Raw genomic sequence first — 20466 nt, 5'->3', positions numbered from 1 at the left:
CCCCATGTCTGTCCGCATCCTCGCGCTCGTCGGCAGCCTCCGCGTCGGCTCCACCAACCGCCAGCTCGCCGAGGCGGCCGTCAAGCTCGCCCCCGAGGGCGCCGACGTCGAGCTGTTCGAGGGCCTGGCCGAGGTTCCCTTCTACAACGAGGACCTCGACGTCGAGGGCAGTGTCCCGGCCGCCGCGGCCCGGCTGCGCGAGGTCGCGGCCACCGCCGACGCCTTCCTGCTCTTCTCCCCGGAGTACAACGGCACCATCCCGGCCGTCCTCAAGAACGCCATCGACTGGCTGTCCCGCCCGTACGGCGCCGGCGCCCTCACCGGCAAGCCCCTCGCCGTGGTCGGCACCGCCTTCGGCCAGTTCGGCGGCGTCTGGGCGCAGGACGAGGCCCGCAAGGCCGCGGGCATCGCCGGCGCCAAGGTGCTCGAGGACATCAAGCTGTCCATCCCCGCCTCGCTGACCCGCTTCGCCGAGACGCACCCCGCCGACGACGCCGAGGTGGCCGCCCAGCTCACCGAAGTCATCAGCCGGGTCCACAGCCAGGCCGCCGAGCCCGCCGCCGCCTGACACATGTTTGAGGGGCCGGAGCCAAAACGGCTCCGGCCCCTCAAACAGGTAGCCCTTGGTTCAGCGGGGGCGCCCCCGTAGGGGCGCGGGGAACTGCGCGACCAGCCCCCACCGACCCGCAGTCGCACACCCACCGCACAAGCCCCTCACGCCGACAACCCGAGCCGACACATCCGCCGCGCCCCGGCGGAGCCGCAAGGCTCAGGCGAGCCCGGCCAGCCGCGAAACCGCCGGTGCCACCGACCGCTCGATCCACACGGCAGGCTCATCCACCCGCGGACCCAGAATCACGGTGTCGATGCCGAGCTTCGCGTAACCCTCCATCTCCCGTGTGAACGCGTCGAGTTCGGCCTCGCCCTGGAGACCGCCCGAGTGGGTGATCGTCTTGCGGATGCCCGCGTACTCACGCCCCACCGCGTCGCAGTGCCCGCGCAGGACGTCGAGCTTGTGCGCGACTTCCTCAGGGGAGGTGGTGAACAGGTTGCAGGCGTCCCCGTACTGGGCGACCAGGCGAAGGGTCTTCTTCTCCCCGCCACCGCCGATCAGGATCTCCGGGCGCGGCGAGCTCACCGGAGCCGGGACGCAGAGGGTTTCGGCGAGCTGGTAGTGCTTGCCCTCGAACGGGCCGTTGGCGTTCGGGTCCCACATCTGCAGACAGATCCGCAGCGTCTCCTCCAGCCGCTCGAAACGCTCCGCGAGCGGCGGGAACGGCACACCCAGGCCCTCGTGTTCACGGTCGTACCAGGCCGCTCCGATACCCAGGGCGGCCCGGCCGCCGGACACGACGTCGAGCGTGGTGGCGATCTTGGCCAGCAGGCCGGGATGGCGGTAGGACACGCCCGTCACGAGCGTGCCGAGCTGGACCGTGGAGGTGTGGGCCGCGAGGAAGCCGAGGGTGGTGTAGGCCTCCAGCATGGCGTCCTCGGCGCCGCCGTTGAACTCCATCTGGAAGTAGTGGTCCATGACCGAGAGCCAGCTCACGCCCGCCGCCTCGGCGGCGGCGCCCGCCGCGGCGAGCTCGGGGCCGAGCGCGGCCGCGCCTCGCGGATGGTTGAACCGGTTGATGTGAACGCCCACCCGCATATCAGTCTCCGTCTCACCGAAAGCTCAGCCGGACCATCGACCCGACTCCTGGAACGGTAGATCTTGGAGCACACTTCAAGTCAACCTCATCCGGCGCCGCCCGGGCTCCGGAGAGCACGAACTGCCGTTCCGGCAAAGGAAGTTCCCACTACGATCCCGCTTCCCGTACCGCATCGCCCGTCCGGACGTTACCGTTCAGTAGACGACGTGCTTCCGGAGGTGGCCCGTATGACTCCCGCCCAGATTCCCGACCGTGCCCCGGGTCTCGCGGAGAGCGCTCGCGCCCTCGCCGAAGGAGCGGTGTCCGCGCGGACCCTCGTCGAGCAGACCCTGGCCAGGATCGAGGCGACGCAGGGCACGCTGAACGCCTTCCGGCTGATGCGCGCCGAGGCGGCGCTCGCCGAGGCCGACGCCGCGGACAGGGAACTGGCGGCGGGCGGGCGCCGGCCGCTGCTCGGGGTGCCGGTGGCGGTCAAGGACGACACGGACGTGGCGGGCCTGCCGACGGCCTTCGGCTGTCGCGGGGAGTTCCCGCCGGTGGCCGAGGACGGCGAGGCGGTACGCCGGCTGCGGGCGGCCGGAGCCGTGGTCGTCGGCAAGACCAACACCTGCGAGTTCGGGCAGTGGCCCTTCACCGAGGGGCCGGCCTTCGGGGAGACCCGCAACCCGTGGCAGCGGGAGCACACACCGGGCGGCTCGTCCGGCGGTTCGGCGGCCGCGGTCGCGGCGGGCCTGGTGCCGGCCGCGCTGGGCTCGGACGGCGCGGGCTCGGTACGGATACCGGCCTCCTGGACGCATCTGATCGGCATCAAACCGCAGCGCGGCCGGATCTCGACCTGGCCGCACGCGGAGTCGTTCCAGGGGATCACCGTCAACGGCACGCTCGCCCGCACGGTCGAGGACGCCGCGCTGCTCCTGGACGCGGCGAGCGGCAACCACGAGCACGATCTGCACCGCCCCTCGCCGCTGCGGATGTCGGACGCGGTGGGCCGGGAGCCGGGCCGGCTGCGGATCGCCCTCTCGCTGAAACCGCCGTTCACGGCGCTGCCCGCGCGGCTTCGGCCCGACGTACGGGCCCGGGTCGTGGCGCTCGCGGAGCGGCTGGCCGCGCTCGGACACGAGGTCGAGGAGGCCGACCCGCCGTACGGGCAGATCGGGCTGTCCTTCATCCCGCGCGCCACGGCCGGGCTCGCCGAGCGGGTGGGTGAGGCGCCCCACCCCGCCCTGCTCGACCGGCGTACCCGCGACGCCGCCCGGTTGGGCCGGCTGCTCGGCGGAGCCCCGCTGCGGGCCGCCCGGCGCGCCGAGGCGCGGCTGCACCGGCGGTTCGGCGCGCTCTTCGACACGTACGACGTGGTCCTCGCCCCGACGACGGCCGCTCCCCCGCCGCGGATCGGCGCCCTGCACGCGCTGAGCGGCTTCGGCACCGACCGGGCCATGATCGCCGCCTGTCCGTACGCCTGGCCGTGGAACGTACTGGGCTGGCCCGGCGTGAACGTCCCCGCCGGTTTCGTCGGCGACGGGCTGCCCGTGGGCGCACAGCTCCTCGGCCCCGCGAACAGCGAACCGCTCCTGGTGTCGCTCGCTTCGCAGTTGGAGGCGGAGCTGCGCTGGTACGAACAGTGGCCGACCGGCGAATTCGACGGCGCCGTACCGGAGTTCGGGCCGCCCGCCGGTCCCTGAACCGCCGAGCGCCTGGAGCGCCGGACGGCGATCCGGCGGGGCGGCGTCGGTCCCAGTCCCCGCGTCGTCGTCTGCCCCGCCCGGAGATTCGGGCCGCGCACGCTCTACCGTGATCCGCGTGACTGCCTTCACCGATGACGCGCACGCGTCCGAAGTCCCCGGCCGCTACGGCCCCTCCGCCACCGTCGAGGCCGAGCCCCGCAAGGTGGGCCGGGTCCGTACGGAGTACTCGCCCGCGCACGACGGCGACCCCGACCCGGGCGAGATCGTCTGGACCTGGGTGCCCTTCGAGGAGAACGACGGCCGGGGCAAGGACCGCCCGGTGCTGGTCGTCGCCCGCGAGGCCGCCGGCACCTTCCTCGCCGTGCAGCTGTCCAGCAAGCGGCACGACGGCGACCGGGAGTGGGTGCCCATCGGGAGCGGGCCGTGGGACCGGTCGGGGCGCGACTCGTGGGTGGATGTGGACCGGGTGCTGCGACTGCACGAGAAGGGGATGCGCCGCGAGGCGTGTGCGCTGGACCGGATGCGGTTCAACCTCGTGGTGCTCCGGCTCCGGGAGCGCTACGGCTGGCGCTGAACGTCCTTGAACGCCTGCTCGAAGGCGCCCCGGACCACCGCGCCCCGCGTACGGTCGAGCACGCCGAACACGATGTGCTCGAAGCGGCCGGAGAACCGGCCGCCGTCCCCGAGCAGCGTGTGGAAGGCGCCCGCCACCTGCGCCGGATCGTTCTGGAACACCCCGCAGCCCCAGGCGCCGAGTACCAGCCGCCGGTAGCCGTGCGCCGCGGCCGTCTCCAGCACCCGCTCGGCCCGTATCGCGAGGGTGCGCGGCAGCTCGGCCGCCCGCTCCGGCGCGGTGCGCAGCACCACTCCGGCGTTGGGCGCGGCGGCGGTCAGGAACCCGGCGGCATACGGCTCGTCGAGGAGCTGCCCCCGGTCGTCGCGGAAGACCGGGATGCCGGGCGAGTGGATGACCCGGTCGGTGTAGAAGGGGTCGCGGTGCGCCCGGTGGTGGTCGTAGAACTCGCGGGCCCGCCGCACGCACGCGTACAGCGCGGAGGCTCGGCACAGGGCCTCTTCCTGGGCCTGCGCGCCGTTCAGATACCCCCCGCCGGGGTTGCGCGCCGAGGAGAAGTTCAGCACCGCGACCGGGCCGGGCAGCCGCCGCGCCGCCTCCAGACTGCTCTCGCCTGTGATCTCGAACACAGTGTCGAAAGTCGTGCCCGCGGGATTGCCCCGCGTCACCTCCGGCGCCTCCACGGGTTCGGGCCCGTACATCCGCGTGCCCTCCCGCGCGGCGGCCACCGCCGCGGCGATCGACACCGCGCGCCCGTCGGACGCGCGGTACGAACCCGCCGCGACGATCTCCTCCGTCTGCCGCGCGATTTCGCGCAGGCGGGCGCTCATGGCGCCACCCCTGTACGCGCCATGACCGCGCCCCGCGCGATCGCCCCCGCCTCCCCCGTTACATCCCCCGTCGTGCCCATGAACGTATGGTGAGCGATGCTGGTATAGCGCCGCAACAGAGTTTCCCGACCCCGAAAAGCGATGAAACGCACCCTTGTGCGAGGCGCCGCGAGGGTCTTGGGTGGACGGGTGACTGTCGGCCCGGCCCATCCATGCCGGGCCGACGGCATGGATGGAATCTCAGGAGGATCCCGACATGTCTGATTCGGTAAGTGACTGTACGGAGCACCGCTCCGTCGTCACCGAGGCCGAAGTGGAGGCTCTGGTCCGCGGCATTTGCTTCAAGACCGGACCGCCCCGCTCCCTCGGTGTCGAACTCGAATGGCTCGTCCACGAGCTGCGTTCCCCGCGGCTCCCCGTACCACCGGAACGTCTCGAAGCGGCGTACGCCGCTCTGCGGACCCTCCCCCTGCGGTCGGCGCTCACCGTCGAACCCGGGGGCCAGCTGGAGCTCAGCTCCGCTCCCGCCGCCTCCTTGATGGAGTGCATCGGGTCCGTATCCGCCGACCTGGACGCCGTACGCGCGACACTGCGCGAGGCGGGTCTCGGCCTCAGCGGCCTGGGCCAGGATCCCTGGAACCCGCCCAGCCGCATCCTCCATGAACCGCGCTACGACGCCATGGAGAGATACCTCGACCGCACGGGCCCGGAAGGCCGCGCCATGATGTGCACCTCCGCCTCCGTCCAGGTCTGCCTGGACGCCGGGTACGAGGAGCCGGGCCCGCTCGGACACGGGCGGCGCTGGTGGCTGGCGCACCAACTGGGCGCGGTCCTGGTGGCCGCGTTCGCCCACTCGCCGATGGCCGAGGGGCGGCACACGGGCTGGCGGTCCACCCGGCAGTCCCTGTGGACCGCGATGGACCCGGGCCGGACGAGCGCCCCGCCGCTCGACGGCGATCCCCGGACCACCTGGGCCCGGCACGTCCTGGACTCGCCGGTGATGTGCGTACGGGCGCCGAACGGCCCCTGGGACGTACCGGATGGGCTGAGTTTCCGGGACTGGACCCGGTCCGATTCACCGCCGGGCCGGGAGGACCTCGACTACCACCTGACGACGCTGTTCCCGCCGGTGCGCCCGCGCGGCCATCTGGAACTGCGCATGATCGATGCGCAGCCGGGCGACGACGGCTGGATCGTGCCGCTCGCCGTGACGGCGGCGCTGTTCGACGACGCGGAGGCCGCCGAGACCGCGTACCGGACGGTCAAACCCCTTGCGGAGCGGGCCGGTTCGCTGGCCGCTCCGCGGAACCCGCTGTGGGTCGCGGCGGCCCGCTCGGGCCTGACCGACCCGGAGCTGCGGGAGGCGGCCGTCGCCTGTTTCGCGGCGGCGGCCGAGGCGCTGCCCCGGATCGGCGCGAGCGCCGAAGTACAGGACGCGGTCGCGGAGTTCACCGACCGCTATGTGGCCCGGGGCCGCTGTCCCGCCGACGACCTGCTCGACCACACCGCCTGCACGCGACCCCCGCTCAACGGGAAGGACATCCGCACATGACCGAGCCCGCTTCCCAGCCGGACCCGGAAACGCTCAGGGAGCGCGCGCTGGCGGCACTGACCACGGCCCGTGACCGCACCGCACTGCTGACCTCCTGCGTGGAGGATCCCGAACTGACCGCGCAGCACTCGCCGTTGATGTCCCCGCTGGTGTGGGACCTCGCGCACATCGGCAACCAGGAGGAGCAGTGGCTGCTGCGGACGGTCGCCGGCCGTGACGCGATGCGGCCGGAGATCGACGGCCTGTACGACGCGTTCGAGCACCCGCGCGCCGAGCGGCCCTCACTGCCGCTCCTTGCACCCGCCGAGGCCCGCCACTACGCCTCCGAGGTACGCGGCCGGGCGCTGGACGTCCTGGAGAGCACGGCGTTCCGGGGCACCCGGCTGACCGAGTCCGGCTTCGCCTTCGGCATGATCGCCCAGCACGAACAGCAGCACGACGAGACGATGCTGATCACCCATCAGCTGCGCAGGGGACCGGCGGCGCTGACGGCGCCGGACCCCGCGCCCGCGCCGCCGTTCACCGGTCCGGCCGAAGTCCTCGTCCCCGGCGGCCCGTTCACGATGGGCACGTCCACCGAGCCGTGGGCGCTGGACAACGAGCGGCCCGCGCACCAGCGCATCGTGCCGCCGTTCCTCATCGACACCACTCCGGTGACGAACGGCGCGTACCAGGCGTTCATCGCGGACGGCGGCTACACCGACCCGCGCTGGTGGGCGCCCGAGGGCTGGTCCCACATCCGGAAGCACTCCATCGAGGCGCCGCTGTTCTGGCGCCGCGAGGGCGGCGACTGGCTGCGGCGGCGCTTCGGTGTCACGGAGGTCGTGCCGCCCGACGAGCCGGTGGTGCACGTCAGTTGGTACGAGGCCGACGCGTACGCCCGCTGGGCCGGGCGGCGGCTGCCCAGCGAGGCGGAGTGGGAGAAGGCGGCCCGTCACGACCCGGTGGCCGGCCGCTCCACGCGCTATCCGTGGGGCGACGCCGACCCCGCGCCCGAGCACGCCAACCTCGGCCAGCGGCATCTGCGACCGGCTCCCGCGGGAAGCTATCCGGCGGGTGAATCAGCGCTCGGCGTACGGCAGTTGATGGGTGACGTGTGGGAGTGGACGTCGAGCGACTTCCTGCCCTATCCGGGGTTCGCGGCGTTCCCGTACAAGGAGTACTCGGAGGTCTTCTTCGGATCCGACTCCAAGGTGCTGCGCGGCGGATCGTTCGCGGTTGACGCGGTGGCGTGCCGGGGGACGTTCCGCAACTGGGACTATCCGATCCGGCGGCAGATCTTCTCCGGATTCCGCACCGCGCGGGACGCCGCCCCGGAGGGTTCCTGATGTGCCGTCATCTGGCCTTCCTGGGACCCGAGGAGCCGCTCGGCAGACTCCTCGTGGAGCCGGCGCACAGTCTGTTCCGGCAGTCGTGGGCGCCGCGGCGCCAGCGGCACGGGACCGTCAACGCCGATGGTTTCGGGGTCGGTTGGTATGCCGCAGGGGATCCGGTGCCCGGCCGGTACCGGCGTACCGGACCGATCTGGGGCGATCAGTCGTTCGCCGATCTGGCTCGGGTGGTGCGCTCGGGGGCGATGCTCGCCGCGGTGCGTGACGCGACCGTGGCGGGCGCGGACGGGGAGGCCGCGGCGGCGCCGTACGCGGCGGGCCCCTGGCTGTTCAGCCACAACGGCGCGGTCGCCGGCTGGCCGCGCTCCCTGGCACCGCTCGCGCAGACGCTCCCGCCCGCCGAGCTGCTGTCCATGGAGGCGCGCTGCGACGCGGCCCTCGTCTGGGCCCTGCTCCTGAACCGGCTGCGCGGCGGCGACGAGGAGGGCCAGGCGCTCTCCGAGACGGTCCTCGACGTCGCGGCGGCGGCCCCCGGCTCGCGGCTCAACCTCCTGCTCACCAACGGAGAGGTGATCGCCGCCACCACCTGGGGCGACACCCTCTGGTATCTGACCGAGCCCGGCCGCCGCACCGTCGTGGCGTCCGAGCCGTACGACGACGATCCGCACTGGCAGGAGGTGCCGGACCGCACCCTGCTGGCCGCGAGCCGCACGGACGTCCTGCTGACCCCGCTCAAGGACGTCGAGGAACACCTGCCATCCGCCCCGGTCGAGGAGCCCACTTCGTGAGTCCCTTTCTCGTCACCCGCACCCTGCCCGAGGACGCCACCGACGCCGCACTGCGCGCCGACGTCCTGCACGGCCTGACCCGCACCCCCAAGACGCTGCCGCCCAAGTGGTTCTACGACGCCCACGGCAGCGAGCTCTTCGAGAAGATCACCGCACTGCCCGAGTACTACCCCACGCGCGCCGAGCGGGAGATCCTCGTCGCCCGGGCCCCGGAGATCGCCGCGGCGACCGGCGCGCGCACCCTGGTCGAGCTGGGCTCCGGCTCCTCCGACAAGACCCGGCACCTGCTCGACGCGCTGCCCGGCCTGCACACGTACGTGCCCGTCGACGTGAGCGAGAGCGCGCTCAGCCAGGCCGGACACGCGCTGATCGCGGAGCGCCCGCAGCTCGACGTGCACGCGCTGATCGCCGACTTCACCGGCGGTCTCGCGCTGCCCGGCACGCCAGGGCCGCGGCTCGTCGCGTTCCTGGGCGGCACGGTGGGCAACCTGCTGCCGTCCGAACGCGCGACGTTCCTGGCGTCCGTACGCTCCCTGCTGTCGCCCGGCGACGCCCTGCTGCTCGGCACGGACCTGGTCAAGGACGAGTCGGTGCTTGTTGCCGCCTACGACGACGCGGCCGGAGTGACGGCCGCGTTCAACAAGAACGTGCTGACCGTGGTCAACCGTGAGCTCGGCGCCGACTTCGACCCCGACGACTTCACCCATGTCGCGCTCTGGGATCCCGAGCAGGAGTGGATCGAGATGCGGCTGCGGGCGCGTTCGGCGGTGACCGTGAAGCTTCCCGCGCTCGATCTCGCCGTCGACTTCGCGGCGGGCGAGGAGCTACGGACCGAGGTGTCGGCGAAGTTCCGCGAGGAGGGTGTACGCGGTGAACTGGCCGCGCAGGGGCTGGAGCTCACGCACTGGTGGACGGACCCGGAGGGCAGGTTCGCGCTGTCGCTGAGCGTGGCCCGGTAACGGTCTTACATCTCGCGGTCCGCCGTCACGTACGGCACCGTGGAGTGACGCGTGGCACACGGGCCACGGCGGAGAGGAGTACCCGCATGTCCGACCACACCTATCGGGTCACCGAGATCGTCGGTAGCTCGCCCGAGGGCGTCGACCAGGCGATCCGCAACGGGATCGCCCGGGCCTCGCAGACGCTGCGCAACCTGGACTGGTTCGAGGTCACGCAGGTCCGCGGGCAGATCGAGAACGGCGAGATCCACCACTTCCAGGTCGGCCTGAAGGTCGGCTTCCGCCTGGAGGACGCGGACTGACCGCTCGGCGACCGCGGCTCAGGTCCGCCCTTCCCGCTCCTGCGCCACCTTCAGCGCCGCCGACGTGGCCGCCCAGCGCGCCCGTACGACGGTGAAGCCCGCCCGCTCGGCGTCTTCGCACACGAGTTCGTCGTCGTCCACGAGCACCCGGATCTCACGGTTCCGGGAGAGCTCGCGGAGGGTCTCCAGCTTGGTGCGCCGGGCGGGCCTGCGGTCGTCGTTGCGCCGCATCCGGATGTGCCCCTCGGGCAGTCCCTGGGCGGCGAGCCACGCCACCGTGTCCTTGCGGCACCGCTCGGGCCGCCCGGTGAGGTAGAGGATCTCGCACTCCTTCGCGTGCTCCAGCGCCAGGGCGACACCGGCCGCCAGCGGCGGGTCCTGCGGCGCCGCCGCGAAGAAGGCGGCCCAGTCCTTCGGACTGCGCTCCAGGAACCGCTGCCGGTGCGCGGTGTCGGCGAGAGTGTTGTCGAGATCGAATACGGCGAGGGGCCCTCGCGCGTCCGATCCGGGGCGTGGCCTGCTGTTGTCCGTCACGCCGCCCACCCTAGGACGCCGCTTTCCAGGCAGGCCACGGCACGGATTACGGCGCCGGCGCCGACTCCGTCTCCCCCTCCTGCTGCTCCTGCTTCTTCGAGGCCCGCAGGCTGGTGAACGTCGTCACCGCGAGCACCAGGACGATGAAGCCGAGCGAGAAGGGGATGCTGATCTCGGGAACGTGCACCCCGGACTCGTGCAGCGCGTGCAACACCAGCTTCACACCGATGAACCCGAGGATGATCGACAGCCCGTACGAGAGGTGGACGAGCCTCCTGAGCAGGCCGCCGATCAGGAAGTACAGCTGCCGCAGGCCCATCAGCGCGAAGGCGTTCGCGGTGAAGACGATGTACGGCTCCTCGGTCAGGCCGTAGATGGCCGGGATGGAGTCCAGGGCGAACAGGACGTCCGTGGAGCCGATCGCCAGCATGACCACCATCATCGGGGTCATCACGCGCTTGCCGTTCTGCTCGATCCACAGCTTGGTGCCGTGGTACCGGTCCGCCACGCCGAAGCGCCGCTCGACCGCCTTGAGCAGCTTGTTCTCCTCGTACTCCTCGTCGTCGTGGCCCTTGCGGGCGTCCTGGACGAGCTTCCACGCGGTCCAGATCAGGAACGCTCCGAAGAGGTAGAAGACCCAGGAGAACGTCGAGATGATCGCGGCACCGGCGGCGATGAAGATGGTGCGCAGCACCAGCGCCACCAGCACACCGACCATCAGCACCCGCTGCTGGTACTGGGTCGGCACCGAGAACTTCGCCATGATCAGGACGAAGACGAAGAGGTTGTCGACGCTGAGCGACTTCTCCGTGATGTACCCGGCGAAGAACTCGCCCGCGGGCCCGCCACCGGAGAAGACGAGCAGACCGACACCGAACGCCACCGCCAGGGCGACCCAGACCGCGCTCCAGATGCCGGCCTCCTTGAGGGAGACGTCATGGGGCTTGCGGCCGATGAAGAAATCCACGGCGATGAGGGCGCACAGAGCTGCGACGGACAGCGCCCACACGCCAAAGGAGACGTTCACTGTTCCTCGTTCCTACAGGGGCTGGTGTTGCGATGGCCAGTGTTGCCAGTCGCAAAGAGCAAGAACACCCTGAGAAGGTAAACAGAGGGTTACCTACACGCGTACACACCGCACCGGAGCCGGTCGCCCACTTGGCCGGGAATCCTGGCGCGCGCCAGGTGTTGAACCCCATGTGAGCTCAGTGATCGCGACGACCCGCTTCTCCGTCCTCGACCGCTCGCGCACCCGGGAGGGGCACGAGGCCCCCGAGGCGCTGCGCGACACCGTGCTGCTGGCCCAGGATCTGGAGCGGCTCGGCTACCACCGCCTCTGGGTCTCGGAGCACCACGGCGTACCCGGCGTCGCCGGTTCCGCGCCGACGGTTCTGGCGGCCGCGGTTGCCGCAGCGACGCACACGATCCGGGTCGGCACGGGCGGCGTGATGCTGCCCAACCACCAACCCCTGGTCGTGGCCGAGCAGTTCGGCGTCCTGGAGTCCCTTTTCCCGGGGCGGATCGACATGGGTCTCGGCCGTTCCGTGGGCTTCACCGACGGCGTACGCAAGGCGCTGGGCCGGGACAAGGACGTCGCCGACGACTTCGCGGCGCAGCTCGACGAGCTGCTCGGCTGGTTCCGGGGCACGTCGCCGACCGGTGTCCACGCGCGCCCCTCGGAGGGCCTGGCCGTGCCGCCGTTCGTGCTGGCCATGGGTGAGGGCGCCACGATCGCCGCCCGGGCCGGCCTCCCCATGGTGATCGGCGACCTCAGGGGCCGCGAGAAGATGCGGCGCGGCATAGATCACTACCGTGACACGTTCCGGCCGTCCGCCTGGGCCCGGGAGCCGTACGTCGTCATCTCCGGCACGGTCGCGGTCGCGGAGACACCCGAGGAGGCCCGCCGGCTGCTGCTCCCGGAGGCCTGGTCGATGGCGTACTCGCGCACGCACGGCACGTTCCCGCCCCTGCCGCCCGCCGAGCGCGTCGAGTCCCTGCGGATGACGGACAGGGAGCGCGGCTTCTACGAGTCGGGGCTCACCGGGCACATCGTCGGCACCGAGGAGCAGGTCGCCCACGAACTGGAGACGGTGATCAAGGAGACCGGCGCGGACGAGGTCCTGGTCACGACCAGTACGTACGACCGTGACGCGCTCCTGGACTCGTACCGGAGGCTGGCCCGGGTGGCGGGACTGGGTGCCGCTCATCAGGGCCAATAGGCCTTCCTGAGCCTGGACTTGGCCAGTTTCCCGGTGGGTGTGCGTGGCAGCGCGTCCGTGAAGTCCACGCTGCGGGGTGCCTTGTAGTGGGCGATGCGTCGGCGCACGAAGTCGAGGAGTTCACGCTCCAGCTCGGGGCCGGGATCCGCGTCGGGGGCGGGCTGGACGACGGCCTTGACCGCCTCGCCCATCTCCGCGTCCGGCACTCCGACGACCGCGACGTCGGTGACCTTGGGATGCAGGGTCAGACAGTCCTCGATCTCCTGGGGGTAGATGTTCACACCCCCGGAGATGATCGTGAACGCCCTGCGGTCGGTGAGGAAGAGATAGCCGTCCTCGTCGACGTGCCCGATGTCGCCCGTGGTCGTCCAGTTGGGGTGTTCGGGGTGCTGTGCCTCACGGGTGCGGGCGTCGTCGTTGTGGTAGCGGAAGGGGAGTTCGTCGCGCTCGAAGTACACCGTCCCTGTCTCGCCGACGGGCAGCACCTTGCCGTCCTCGCCGCAGATCCGCAGCTCACCGAGGATTCCGTCACGGCCTACGGAACCCGGCTTGCGCAGCCACTCGTCGGGGCCGATGAAGGTGATCCCGTTGGCCTCCGTCGCCGAGTAGTACTCGTACAGGACGGGCCCCCACCACTCCATCATCCGCCGCTTGACCTCGACGGGGCAGGGCGCGGCGGCGTGGACGGCGACCTTCAGCGACGACACGTCGTACGCCTCCCGTACCTCGCGCGGCAGTTTCAGCATGCGTACGAACATGGTGGGCACCCACTGGCCGTGGGTGACACGGTGTCGTTCGATCGCCGCCAACGCCCCTTGTGCGTCGAAGGAGTTCATCAGCACGACCGTGCCGCCGGTCGCGGTGACGACGGAGCAGAAGACGAGGGGTGCGGCGTGGTACAGCGGGGCCGGGCACAGGTAGACGGTGTCCTCGTCGAAGCCGTACATGGGCTGGAAGAGGAGCTGGAACATGCTCGGCACCTCGCGGACGTCGCCTTCGGGGAGTGTCCGTTTGATGCCCTTGGGACGGCCGGTGGTGCCCGAGGAGTAGAGCATGTCGGTGCCTCGGGGCTGGCGTGCGGGCGGTTCGGGTGAGGCGTCGGCGAGGGCCTGCTCGTACGAACCGTCGTCGAAGCCCAGGCAGAACTCCGGGCCGGGCGCCAACTCCCTTGTCTCTCGCCCGAATTCGGTGAGCGGCCCGGAGACGATGAGGGCTCGCGCGCCGCAGTCGCGGACGATGTAGGCGGCTTCTTCGGCAGTCAGGTGGTGGTTGACCGCGGTGAGGTAGAGGCCCGAGCGGAGGGCGGCCCAGAAGACCTCCAGGACGCGCGGGTCGTTGTCGGAGAGGAGCGCGAGATGGTCGCCTCTGCGTAGTCCGGCGGCCCGTAGATGGTCCGCGAGCCGTAGTGAGCGCTCTTCCAGTTGGCCGTAGGTGAGGGTCCGGCCGCCGTCCGCGGTGACGACGGCCGGCCTGGCGGGGTCGTACGCTCCGGGATACATGCGGGGACGGTACCCGTGCCGGTGACGGGACGTCAGGGGTCCGTCAGGGATGCGTGACCGCTTCCGGCCAGAGTCCGCCGTGGTCGGTTCCGGTGTCGCTCGCCTCCTGCTGGGCGGCGTGGGCGAGGGCCCGCCGGTCCTCGTGGCACCGCGCTCCGAGCGTCGACCGCACCTCGACCTCCGCGACGAGCCCTCGCGCCGACGCGACCCGCCACAGTGACGCGACCAGTGAGTCGTCGCCGACGAACGCGGGCACCGTGCTGGCTGCCCCGTCCACGGACCGGTAGTGGACGCGCACGGGCTGGACGGGGACTCCGGCATCGATCGCGGCCTGGAAGACCGCCCGCCGGAAGTGTCCCTGGGCCCTGCCGCACCAGGTGCTGCCCTCCGGGAAGACGGCCACCGCGGCGCCGGCGCGCAGAGCGTCCGCGATCGTGGCGACCGTGTCCGGGAGCGCGCGCAGCCGGTCCCGTTCGATGAAGAGGGTGCCGCCGCGTGCGGCCGCCGGGCCCGCCACGGGCCATGCGCGGACCTCGGTCTTGGCGAGCATCCGCGCCGGACGGACGGCCGCGAGCAGGGGGATGTCCAGCCACGAGATGTGGTTGGCCACCAGGAGCAGCCCGCCGCTCGGCGGCGCGGCGCCCGTGATCCGTACGCGCACGCCCGCGGACCGGACGATCGCACGGCACCAGGCCCGGACGAGCCGGTCGCGCCGCGCCACGGGAGCGCGTCCCACCAGCGAGGTGAGCGCGACCCCGAGGGCGACCAGGACCGTGACCGTCACGACACGCAGCACCGCGAGGGGCCAGACGGCACGGGGCCCCCGGGATTGCACGCAGGCCCGCGGGGAGCAAGGGGCGGTGGGGAGCCAGGGGTTGGTGGCGAGTGGCGGTGCCGTAGCGGGGCGGCCCGGAGCCGCCGGGGCGACGGGCGCGTCGAGGCGCGGCGCGGGCACGCCGACGCCGGGCGCCGTCGGTACGCGTCCGAAGGGGACGCGTACCACGTTCGTACGCGGTATCCGTACCGCGCCGGCCGACGGGAGCCTCATCACGCCGGCACGAGCGACAGGAAGTGCCGCAGGTAGCGGGGGTTGACCCGGCGCATCGACAGCAGGACGTACAGGTCGGCGACACCGAAGTCGGGGTCGTGGGCCGGTTCCGCGCAGACCCAGGCGCCCAGCCGGAGGTAGCCGCGCAGGAGCGGGGGAAGCTCGGTGCGGGCGGGGCGGACCACGCCCTCCGGGTTCCAGGGCAGGAGGGGGCGGACCCGGTACTCCTCGGGGGCTAGGTGCTTGGCCAGCACCCGGTCCCAGGTGCCCGCGGCGAGTGCGCCGCCGTCGGCCAGCGGGATCGAGCAGCAGCCCGCCAGCCACTCGTGACCGCCGTCGACCATGTAGCGGGCGATCCCGGCCCAGATCAGACCGATGACCGCGCCGTCCCGGTGGTCGGGGTGGACGCAGGAGCGGCCGACCTCGACGAGCCCGGAGCGGATCCCGGCGAGCGGTCCGAGGTCGAACTCGCTCTCCGAGTAGTGCCGTCCGGCGATCGCGGCCCGGTCCGGCGGCAGCAACCGGTAGGTGCCGACGACCTGGCCGGTCGTGGTGTCGCGGACGAGCAGGTGGTCGCAGTACGCGTCGAAGGCGTCGACGTCGAGGCCCGGCTGCGGGGAGGACAGCAGGGCACCCATCTCGCCGGCGAAGACGTCGTGGCGCAGCCGCTGTGCGGCCCGGACGTCGGCCTCGTCGCGGGCGAGGGTGACGGTGTAGCGGGTGGGTGCGGTCGACAGTGGGGGGCTGTCGAGGGTGGAAACGCCGGTCATGGCACTCTCCTGGTCGCGGGCCGGTTCGGCGGAGCGGCGGCAGACCGGTGGTGCTGTGCGGTCTGCGTGCTCTTGTTCTTCCGATACCGATTGGCGTACGCGTGACCTGTGCCGAGAGCCGGGATGTGGGGTTGCTGAATGCCAGGGGGCGCTCGAAAAGCGAGACGGGACCGGGGCTGAGCACCACCCCCGGTCCCGCCCGTTCGCACTTTGACGGCGAACGACGTACGGCTAACGCTTACCCGCTTTACGGGTCGCGCGCAGCCACTCCTTGTTCATCCCGGTGATGGAGACCAGCGGGATGCCCTTCGGGCAGGCGGTGGCGCATTCGCCGGCCAGGGTGCAGCCGCCGAAGCCCTCCTCGTCCATCTGCGCCACCATGTCGAGCACCCGCGTCTCCCGCTCGGGCGCGCCCTGCGGCAGCACGTTGAGGTGGTTGATCTTCGCCGAGGTGAAGAGCATGGCCGCACCGTTCGGGCAGGCCGCCACGCACGCCCCACAGCCGATGCACTCGGCGTGCTCGAACGCGAAGTCGGCGTCCGGCTTCGGCACGGGCGCCGCGTGGGCCTCGGGCGCGGCGCCGGTCGGTGCGGTGATGTAGCCGCCGGCCTGGATGATCCGGTCGAAGGCCGACCGGTCGACCACGAGGTCCTTGACGACCGGGAAGGCGGAGGCGCGCCACGGCTCTATGTCGATCGTGTCGCCGTCCTCGAAGGACCGCATGTGCAGCTGGCAGGAGGTCGTGCGCTCCGGCCCGTGCGCGTCGCCGTTGATGACGAGCGAGCACGCGCCGCAGATGCCCTCGCGGCAGTCGTGGTCGAAGGCGACGGGGTCCTCGCCCTTGAGGATGAGCTCCTCGTTGAGGGTGTCGAGCATCTCCAGGAAGGACATGTCGGACGAGATGTCGTCCACTTCGTACGTGGACATCGCTCCGTCGGCGTCGGCGTTCCGCTGCCGCCAGACGCGCAGGGTGAGCTTCATGCGTAGCTCCGCTGAGTGGGGTGGACGTACTCGAAGACCAGGTCTTCCCTGTGCAGGACCGGCGCCTCGCCGGTCTCGGTGAACTCCCAGGCGGCCGCGTACGAGAACTCCTCGTCCCGGCGGGCCGCCTCGCCGTCCGGGGTCTGGGACTCCTCGCGGAAGTGGCCGCCGCAGGACTCGTCGCGGTGCAGCGCGTCGAGGCACATCAACTCGGCGAGCTCCAGGTAGTCGACGATCCGGTTGGCCTTCTCCAGCGACTGGTTGAACTCCTCACCCGTGCCAGGGACCTTGATGCGCCGCCAGAACTCCTCGCGGATCTGCGGGATGCGCTCCAGGGCTTTGCGCAGCCCCGAGTCCGTACGGGCCATTCCGCAGAACTCCCACATCAGTTCGCCGAGTTCGCGGTGGAAGGAGTCGGGGGTGCGGTCGCCGTCGACGGCGAGGAGCAGCCGCAGCCGGTCCTCGGTGTCGGCCAACACCTCCTGTACGACGGGGTGTTCGTCGGTGACTTCCTCGTGGTGCGGGTTGCGGGCGAGGTAGTCGTTGATCGTCGACGGCAGGACGAAATAGCCGTCGGCGAGGCCCTGCATCAGCGCGGACGCGCCGAGCCGGTTCGCGCCGTGGTCCGAGAAGTTGGCCTCGCCGATCGCGAAGAGCCCGGGGATCGTGGTCTGGAGGTCGTAGTCGACCCAGAGGCCGCCCATCGTGTAGTGCACGGCGGGATAGATCCGCATGGGCACCTCGTACGGGTTTTCCGCGGTGATCCGCTCGTACATGTCGAAGAGGTTGCCGTACTTCTCCTCGACCTTCTCGCGGCCCATGCGCTGGATGGCGTCGGCGAAGTCGAGGTAGACGCCCTGTCCGCCGGGGCCCACTCCCCTGCCCTCGTCGCAGACGTTCTTGGCGGCGCGGGAGGCGATGTCCCGGGGCACGAGGTTGCCGAAGGACGGATAGATGCGCTCCAGGTAGTAGTCGCGCTCGTCCTCGGGGATCGCGTTCGCCGGACGGTCGTCGCCCTTCGCCTTCGGGACCCAGATCCGGCCGTCGTTGCGCAGCGACTCGCTCATCAGCGTGAGCTTCGACTGGTGTTCGCCGGTGCGCGGAATGCAGGTGGGGTGGATCTGGGTGAAGCAGGGATTGGCGAAGTACGCGCCGCGCCGGTGGGCCCGCCAGATCGCGGTGGCGTTGGAGTTCATGGCGTTCGTCGAGAGATAGAAGACGTTGCCGTACCCGCCGGAGGCCAGGACGACGGCGTCCGCGAAGTACGTGTCGATCTTTCCCGTGATCAGATCGCGGGCCACGATGCCGCGCGCCCGCCCGTCGACCACGATCAGGTCGAGCATCTCGGTCCGCGGGTGCATCTCGATGTTGCCCGCGGCGATCTGCCGCGAGAGCGCCTGGTATGCGCCGAGCAGGAGCTGCTGGCCCGTCTGGCCGCGGGCGTAGAAGGTGCGGGACACCTGGACACCGCCGAAGGAGCGGGTGTCGAGGAGGCCGCCGTACTCGCGGGCGAAGGGCACGCCCTGGGCGACGCACTGGTCGATGATCTCGACCGAGATCTGCGCCAGGCGGTGGACGTTGGACTCGCGGGCCCTGAAGTCGCCGCCCTTGACGGTGTCGTAGAACAGCCGGTGAATCGAGTCGCCGTCGTTGCGGTAGTTCTTCGCGGCGTTGATCCCGCCCTGCGCGGCGATCGAGTGGGCGCGGCGCGGGGAGTCCTGGTAGCAGAACTGCACGACGTGGTAGCCCTGTTCGGCGAGCGTGGCACCGGCGGAGCCGCCCGCGAGGCCCGTGCCGACGACGATCACCGTGTGCTTGCGGCGGTTGGCGGGGTTGACCAGCTTGGCCTCGAAACGGCGGGTGTCCCAGCGTTCCTTGACCGGCCCCTCGGGGGCTTTCGTGTCGACGACCGGCTCCCCGGTCGTGTACTCGGCGTACTCAGCGCTCATGTCAGCTCACCACTCCGGTCATCACGCCCACGGGTACGGAGATGAAGCCCACCGTCAGCACCAGCGCGAGGACGTCGGCGGTGGCCTTCAGGATGCGGTCGCGGGTGCGGCTGCCCACGCCGAGGGTCTGCGCCGCGCTCCAGAAGCCGTGCCGGATGTGCAGGCCGAGCGCGAGCATCGCGACCAGGTAGATGACGTTGCCGTACCAGGTGGAGAAGGTGTCGATCACGTTCTGGTAGGGGTGCCCGGACTGGAAGCCGTCCGGGTGCACGGTGCCGGTCGTCAGGTCGAGGATGTGCCAGACGATGAACAGGCCGAGGATGATCCCGCCCCAGCGCATGGTGCGCGTGGCGTAGCTCGCCTGCCGCTTCTTGTGCACGTACTTGGTGGGGCGCGCCCTGATGTCGCGGCGGCTCAGCTGGTACGCGGAGGTGGCGTGCGCGACGACGGCGGCGACCAGGACCACGCGGATGATCCACAGCGCCCACTCGTAGTGCAGGAAGGGCTCGCCGAGGGTGCGCAGCCAGTGCGCGTAGTGGTTGAACTCGTCCGACCCGAAGAAGATCTTGAGGTTGCCCAGCATGTGGACGACCAGGTACGCCAGCATGATCAGGCCACTCACGGCCATCACGGTCTTCTTGCCGACGGACGAGTCCCACATGGTGCGCGTCATGGACGGTTTTCGGTCCGTCCGCGTTGCCAGAGCCATGCCACGGACGGTAAGGCCGGGGACGCCGATCGGTCCAAGACATGGTACGGCTCGATTCCATAGGCAAGGCCTATCGTGGACGTACTCTCGGGGTATGCAGTTCCAGCAGCTCCAGTACTTCGTGGCGGTCGCCGAGACCCGGCACTTCACCCGGGCCGCCGACCTCGTCCATGTCGCGCAGCCGTCCCTGTCCCAGCAGATCAAGGCGCTGGAGCGGGAGTTGGGGGCCGATCTCTTCCTCCGGGCCCGCGGGAACATCACGCTCACGGACGCCGGCGAGGCCCTCCTCCCGTTGGCCCGCCGCATCCTGGCAGACGCGGACACCGCCCGGCACGAGGTCCAGGAGCTGGCCCAGCTGCGCAGCGGCCGGGTCCGGCTCGGCGCGACGCCGAGTCTGTGCACGGGTCTGCTGCCGGACGTACTGCGGGCCTTCCACGACCGGTATCCGGGCATCCGGCTGCTGATCGAGGAGGGCGGCTCCCACGATCTCGTACGGGAACTCGCCCGTGGAGCGCTCGATCTCGCCCTGGTCGTCCTGCCGCTGCCCACGCCGTCGCCCGCGCTGACCACGGTGGAGGTGCTGCGGGAGGATCTGGTCGTGGTCTCGTCACCGGAGGCGGCGGCACCGGGGGGTGGGCGCCGGGCCGTGCGGGTCTGTGACCTGGAGGGTGAGCGGCTTGTGATGTTCCGGCATGGCTATGACCTGCGGGAGCTGACTGTCGCGGCGTGTCGCTCCGCTGGGTTCGAGCCGGATTTCGCGGTTGAGGGGGGTGAGATGGACGCGGTGTTGGGGTTTGTGCGGGCGGGGCTCGGTGTCGCTGTGGTGCCGCGGATGGTTGCCACCAGGGCTGGGCGGGGGTTGCGGGTTACTCCGTTGGCTCGGCCGGGGTTGGGGCGGACGATCGCGTTGGCGCATCGGAGTGATGTGGCTCCGCCTCGGGCGGCTCGGGAGTTGCAGCGGATGTTGTTGGAACGGTGAGCGTTCCGCTTCCGCGGGCGAGTGGGTACGTGCGGGTTGTTCGTGGCTGGTCGCGCAGTTCCCCGCGCCCCTAAAGGGCGTGCCCCCGCGCCCCCTGAAAAGGGG

The 20466-nt window shown here is 71.3% G+C and carries 20 protein-coding genes; 10 read left to right on the top strand and 10 right to left on the bottom strand.

The window, feature by feature from the left end; genetic code table 11:
- Positions 1-4 precede the first annotated feature (4 nt).
- Positions 5-568, top strand: coding sequence for an NAD(P)H-dependent oxidoreductase (locus AB0I18_RS44480; RefSeq protein WP_363111498.1), 564 nt, complete (start codon positions 5-7; stop codon positions 566-568).
- A 201-nt stretch (positions 569-769) separates the two neighbouring features.
- On the opposite strand, the gene AB0I18_RS44475 is transcribed toward AB0I18_RS44480, so the two are convergent.
- Positions 770-1651 carry an LLM class F420-dependent oxidoreductase gene (locus tag AB0I18_RS44475; RefSeq protein WP_363111497.1) on the bottom strand — a complete coding sequence of 294 codons (882 nt, stop codon included), beginning with the start codon at positions 1649-1651 and terminating at the stop codon, positions 770-772.
- Between the two features lie 228 nt (positions 1652-1879).
- On the opposite strand from AB0I18_RS44475, the gene AB0I18_RS44470 reads away from it, so the two are divergent.
- Both AB0I18_RS44470 and AB0I18_RS44465 read left to right on the top strand, forming a co-directional pair.
- Positions 1880-3334, top strand: a complete 1455-nt coding sequence (locus AB0I18_RS44470; protein ID WP_363111496.1) for an amidase — start codon at positions 1880-1882, stop codon at positions 3332-3334.
- Between the two features lie 118 nt (positions 3335-3452).
- Positions 3453-3911: a type II toxin-antitoxin system PemK/MazF family toxin gene (locus AB0I18_RS44465; protein ID WP_363111495.1), complete on the top strand. Its 459-nt coding sequence runs from the start codon at positions 3453-3455 to the stop codon at positions 3909-3911.
- Here the strand turns inward: AB0I18_RS44465 and AB0I18_RS44460 are convergent.
- Positions 3896-4741 (bottom strand): TIGR02452 family protein, encoded by an 846-nt coding sequence (locus tag AB0I18_RS44460; RefSeq protein ID WP_363111494.1) that lies wholly within the window; start codon positions 4739-4741, stop codon positions 3896-3898. The two genes, AB0I18_RS44465 and AB0I18_RS44460, sit on opposite strands and share 16 nt — an antisense overlap.
- Positions 4742-4997: 256 nt before the next feature.
- Here AB0I18_RS44460 and egtA point away from each other — a divergent pair, with 256 nt between their 5' ends.
- The 5 genes from egtA (at position 4998) to AB0I18_RS44435 (ending at position 9673) form a co-directional block, all read left to right on the top strand.
- Positions 4998-6293 (top strand): ergothioneine biosynthesis glutamate--cysteine ligase EgtA, encoded by a 1296-nt coding sequence (gene egtA, locus AB0I18_RS44455; protein WP_363111493.1) that lies wholly within the window; start codon positions 4998-5000, stop codon positions 6291-6293.
- Complete coding sequence (egtB, locus tag AB0I18_RS44450) at positions 6290-7621, top strand: ergothioneine biosynthesis protein EgtB (RefSeq protein WP_363111492.1); 1332 nt, start codon at positions 6290-6292, stop codon at positions 7619-7621. Before egtA ends, egtB begins: the two co-directional genes overlap by 4 nt.
- A complete protein-coding gene (gene egtC / locus AB0I18_RS44445) occupies positions 7621-8412 on the top strand; it encodes an ergothioneine biosynthesis protein EgtC (RefSeq protein WP_363111491.1) in 792 nt (263 codons plus the stop codon). Before egtB ends, egtC begins: the two co-directional genes overlap by 1 nt.
- A complete protein-coding gene (gene egtD, locus AB0I18_RS44440) occupies positions 8409-9371 on the top strand; it encodes an L-histidine N(alpha)-methyltransferase (RefSeq protein WP_363111490.1) in 963 nt (320 codons plus the stop codon). The genes egtC and egtD overlap by 4 nt, the downstream gene beginning before the upstream one ends.
- A gap of 86 nt (positions 9372-9457) precedes the next feature.
- Positions 9458-9673 (top strand): dodecin, encoded by a 216-nt coding sequence (locus AB0I18_RS44435; RefSeq protein WP_363111489.1) that lies wholly within the window; start codon positions 9458-9460, stop codon positions 9671-9673.
- 18 nt (positions 9674-9691) lie between these two features.
- On the opposite strand, the gene AB0I18_RS44430 is transcribed toward AB0I18_RS44435, so the two are convergent.
- A complete protein-coding gene (locus AB0I18_RS44430) occupies positions 9692-10207 on the bottom strand; it encodes an HAD family acid phosphatase (protein WP_363111488.1) in 516 nt (171 codons plus the stop codon).
- A 46-nt stretch (positions 10208-10253) separates the two neighbouring features.
- Complete coding sequence (locus AB0I18_RS44425) at positions 10254-11234, bottom strand: TerC family protein (RefSeq protein WP_363111487.1); 981 nt, start codon at positions 11232-11234, stop codon at positions 10254-10256.
- 172 nt (positions 11235-11406) lie between these two features.
- Here AB0I18_RS44425 and AB0I18_RS44420 point away from each other — a divergent pair, with 172 nt between their 5' ends.
- A complete protein-coding gene (locus AB0I18_RS44420) occupies positions 11407-12426 on the top strand; it encodes an LLM class flavin-dependent oxidoreductase (protein ID WP_363111486.1) in 1020 nt (339 codons plus the stop codon).
- Here AB0I18_RS44420 and AB0I18_RS44415 read toward each other — a convergent pair.
- From AB0I18_RS44415 to AB0I18_RS44390, 6 genes are all read right to left on the bottom strand, one after another.
- Positions 12414-13925, bottom strand: coding sequence for an acyl-CoA synthetase (locus AB0I18_RS44415; RefSeq protein WP_363111485.1), 1512 nt, complete (start codon positions 13923-13925; stop codon positions 12414-12416). The genes AB0I18_RS44420 and AB0I18_RS44415 overlap by 13 nt on opposite strands.
- A gap of 43 nt (positions 13926-13968) precedes the next feature.
- Positions 13969-14976, bottom strand: a complete 1008-nt coding sequence (locus tag AB0I18_RS44410) for a 1-acyl-sn-glycerol-3-phosphate acyltransferase (RefSeq protein WP_363111484.1) — start codon at positions 14974-14976, stop codon at positions 13969-13971.
- Positions 14973-15743 (bottom strand): GNAT family N-acyltransferase, encoded by a 771-nt coding sequence (locus AB0I18_RS44405; RefSeq protein WP_363111483.1) that lies wholly within the window; start codon positions 15741-15743, stop codon positions 14973-14975. Before AB0I18_RS44405 ends, AB0I18_RS44410 begins: the two co-directional genes overlap by 4 nt.
- A 231-nt stretch (positions 15744-15974) precedes the next feature.
- Positions 15975-16724 carry a succinate dehydrogenase/fumarate reductase iron-sulfur subunit gene (locus AB0I18_RS44400; protein ID WP_363111482.1) on the bottom strand — a complete coding sequence of 250 codons (750 nt, stop codon included), beginning with the start codon at positions 16722-16724 and terminating at the stop codon, positions 15975-15977.
- A complete protein-coding gene (locus tag AB0I18_RS44395; protein ID WP_363111481.1) occupies positions 16721-18673 on the bottom strand; it encodes a fumarate reductase/succinate dehydrogenase flavoprotein subunit in 1953 nt (650 codons plus the stop codon). The genes AB0I18_RS44400 and AB0I18_RS44395 overlap by 4 nt, the downstream gene beginning before the upstream one ends.
- Before the next feature lies 1 nt (position 18674).
- On the bottom strand, positions 18675-19346 hold the full coding sequence (locus AB0I18_RS44390; RefSeq protein WP_363111505.1) for a succinate dehydrogenase: 672 nt from the start codon (positions 19344-19346) through the stop codon (positions 18675-18677).
- A 130-nt stretch (positions 19347-19476) separates the two neighbouring features.
- On the opposite strand from AB0I18_RS44390, the gene AB0I18_RS44385 reads away from it, so the two are divergent.
- Positions 19477-20361 (top strand): LysR substrate-binding domain-containing protein, encoded by an 885-nt coding sequence (locus AB0I18_RS44385; RefSeq protein WP_363111480.1) that lies wholly within the window; start codon positions 19477-19479, stop codon positions 20359-20361.
- Positions 20362-20466: the final 105 nt, after the last annotated feature.

Source organism: Streptomyces sp. NPDC050704 (assembly GCF_040654355.1).
Taxonomy (GTDB): domain Bacteria; phylum Actinomycetota; class Actinomycetes; order Streptomycetales; family Streptomycetaceae; genus Streptomyces.
The sequence above is the reverse complement of the archived record's forward strand: the minus strand, read 5'-3'. Positions and strand labels throughout refer to the sequence as shown.

What these genes read in the sequence shown, in the direction of transcription:
- AB0I18_RS44390 (WP_363111505.1), bottom strand. Translation starts at nt 19,346, where the DNA reads ATGACGCGCACCATGTGGGACTCGTCCGTCGGCAAGAAGACCGTGATG.
- egtB (WP_363111492.1), top strand. Translation starts at nt 6,290, where the DNA reads ATGACCGAGCCCGCTTCCCAGCCGGACCCGGAAACGCTCAGGGAGCGC.
- AB0I18_RS44415 (WP_363111485.1), bottom strand. Translation starts at nt 13,925, where the DNA reads ATGTATCCCGGAGCGTACGACCCCGCCAGGCCGGCCGTCGTCACCGCG.
- AB0I18_RS44405 (WP_363111483.1), bottom strand. Translation starts at nt 15,743, where the DNA reads ATGACCGGCGTTTCCACCCTCGACAGCCCCCCACTGTCGACCGCACCC.
- AB0I18_RS44480 (WP_363111498.1), top strand. Translation starts at nt 5, where the DNA reads ATGTCTGTCCGCATCCTCGCGCTCGTCGGCAGCCTCCGCGTCGGCTCC.
- AB0I18_RS44385 (WP_363111480.1), top strand. Translation starts at nt 19,477, where the DNA reads ATGCAGTTCCAGCAGCTCCAGTACTTCGTGGCGGTCGCCGAGACCCGG.
- AB0I18_RS44400 (WP_363111482.1), bottom strand. Translation starts at nt 16,724, where the DNA reads ATGAAGCTCACCCTGCGCGTCTGGCGGCAGCGGAACGCCGACGCCGAC.
- AB0I18_RS44475 (WP_363111497.1), bottom strand. Translation starts at nt 1,651, where the DNA reads ATGCGGGTGGGCGTTCACATCAACCGGTTCAACCATCCGCGAGGCGCG.
- AB0I18_RS44460 (WP_363111494.1), bottom strand. Translation starts at nt 4,741, where the DNA reads ATGAGCGCCCGCCTGCGCGAAATCGCGCGGCAGACGGAGGAGATCGTC.
- egtC (WP_363111491.1), top strand. Translation starts at nt 7,621, where the DNA reads ATGTGCCGTCATCTGGCCTTCCTGGGACCCGAGGAGCCGCTCGGCAGA.
- AB0I18_RS44470 (WP_363111496.1), top strand. Translation starts at nt 1,880, where the DNA reads ATGACTCCCGCCCAGATTCCCGACCGTGCCCCGGGTCTCGCGGAGAGC.
- AB0I18_RS44435 (WP_363111489.1), top strand. Translation starts at nt 9,458, where the DNA reads ATGTCCGACCACACCTATCGGGTCACCGAGATCGTCGGTAGCTCGCCC.
- egtA (WP_363111493.1), top strand. Translation starts at nt 4,998, where the DNA reads ATGTCTGATTCGGTAAGTGACTGTACGGAGCACCGCTCCGTCGTCACC.
- AB0I18_RS44395 (WP_363111481.1), bottom strand. Translation starts at nt 18,673, where the DNA reads ATGAGCGCTGAGTACGCCGAGTACACGACCGGGGAGCCGGTCGTCGAC.